Source organism: Micromonospora sp. NPDC005197 (assembly GCF_040608295.1).
Classification (GTDB): domain Bacteria; phylum Actinomycetota; class Actinomycetes; order Mycobacteriales; family Micromonosporaceae; genus Micromonospora.
In genome coordinates this window covers 1-1,632 of sequence record NZ_JBEXHY010000267.1, presented here as the reverse complement: position 1 = coordinate 1,632, position 1,632 = coordinate 1, and the positions used below count along the sequence as shown (strand labels likewise).

Here is a 1,632-nt window from a genome sequence, read left to right as displayed (position 1 = left end):
CCCCTCGGGCCGTCGGCCCCCCTCGGGCCGTCGGCCCCCCTCGGGCCGTCGGCCCGGTCACGCCGCGTGGATGGCCTCGCCGGCGATTTCGATCTGCACGGTCTTCCCGACCAGAACGCCGCCGCTCTCCAGCGCGACATTCCAGAGCAGGCCGTAGTCCTCCCGGTTGATCTCGGCTGTCGCGCTGAATCCGAAGATGTTCTGCCCGTACGGATCACGACGGGCGCCGCCGAAATTCACCTGAAGGTCCACCGCGCGAGTGATCCCCTTTACCGTCAACTCGCCGGTGAGCACAAATCGATTGGGCTCGGACTGCGGCGGGGGATTGTGACTTCTGCCTCGTCCGCCGAATCGGTGGTTTCGCAGGCGGGCCCAGTGGAAAATCGGGTCCTCGTCGCTCTGCCAGTTAATGCCCGTGCTTCGATATTCGAGCGTGGGATAACGCTCCACGTCGAGGAAGTCGGCGCTTTTCAGGTGGGTGTCCCGGTCGACGCTCCCGGTGGAGATGCTCGCCGCCGCGATGGTGGCGGTCACGCTGGAGCGCAGCGGATCCTCCGCCAGGAAGATCTCCGCGCTCGCCTCGGCGAACTCGCCGCGGACCGGGCTCACCATCATGTGGCGGGACAGGAAACCGATCCGCTTGTGCGCCTGATCGAGGCGATAGGTGCCGGCGATCGGGATGGTCATGCCATCCCAGGTGCGTGTGGCGACATCGGTCATCGTGTTGCCTTCCCCCCGGGTGGAGCCGGGTGTTTATCAATGTCCTGCCGAGCCCCCGTAACCGGTCCGGCAGTAATACCGCCCGCCCAGCATAAGGACGCGCCGAATCAGCATTCCGGGCCCCACCGGGTAGTGGATCACGGCGTCCGACGTTATTGGCTAATCGTCGATGCGTGACCGATCGGCCGAGGGTCGCCGACCCGGCCGGATGACCTGCGGGCTAACCTTGCCGGCATGCGTCTCTCCGCCCGGGTCGACTACGCCCTCCGCGCGGCCGCCGAGCTCGCCGCGACGGCCAGTGGCCCCGGGCGGGGCCGGCCGGTCACCGCCGACCAGATCGCGCGTGCGCAGGAGATCCCGCCGAAGTTCCTGGAGAGCATCCTGCTGCAACTGCGCCGGGGTGGCATCGTGCACGCCCAGCGCGGCCCGGAGGGCGGCTACTGGTTGGCCCGCCCGGCCGAGGAGATCTCTCTCGCGGAGGTGATCCGGGTGATCGACGGGCCGCTCGCGCACGTCCGGGGGCAGCGCCCCGAACAGCTCGGCTACCACGGCCCGGCCCGTGCCCTGCAGGAGGTCTGGATCGCGCTGCGCGCCAGCGAGCGGGAGATCCTCGAACTGGTCAGCGTCGCCGACGTGGCCGCCGGCACGTTGCCGGCCCGCGTCACCGAGCTGGTCGCCGACCCGCGCGCCTGGATCTGAGTTGGCAGCGGGCACCCTGCCCGCCCCGCGTCACCGAGCTGGTCGCCGGCGCGCGCGCCTGGATCTGAGTTGGCAGCCGGCGCGTTGCCGGCCCGCGTCACCGAGCTGGTCGCCGGCCCGCGCGCCTGGATCTGAGCGCCGGCCGATGCCCGGCCTGATACCCGCTGCGTCTGCCGCAGCACGGCTTCCGCGAGATCTTGGACAGTTTCCGTC

2 protein-coding genes are annotated in these 1,632 nt (G+C 70.0%); one reads left to right on the top strand and one right to left on the bottom strand.

The annotated features are described in order from the left end of the window. Positions 1-57 precede the first annotated feature (57 nt). Entirely contained in the window at positions 58-720 is a 663-nt protein-coding gene (locus ABZU46_RS31725) for a YceI family protein (protein ID WP_354863371.1), read from the bottom strand. Between the two features lie 234 nt (positions 721-954). On the opposite strand from ABZU46_RS31725, the gene ABZU46_RS31720 reads away from it, so the two are divergent. After that, positions 955-1,419: an Rrf2 family transcriptional regulator gene (locus tag ABZU46_RS31720; RefSeq protein WP_238647043.1), complete on the top strand. Its 465-nt coding sequence runs from the start codon at positions 955-957 to the stop codon at positions 1,417-1,419. Positions 1,420-1,632 lie beyond the last annotated feature (213 nt).

Bases quoted from the DNA above. Each gene is read 5' to 3' on its own strand.
- ABZU46_RS31725 (WP_354863371.1), bottom strand. From the start codon at position 720: ATGACCGATGTCGCCACACGCACCTGGGATGGCATGACCATCCCGATC.
- ABZU46_RS31720 (WP_238647043.1), top strand. From the start codon at position 955: ATGCGTCTCTCCGCCCGGGTCGACTACGCCCTCCGCGCGGCCGCCGAG.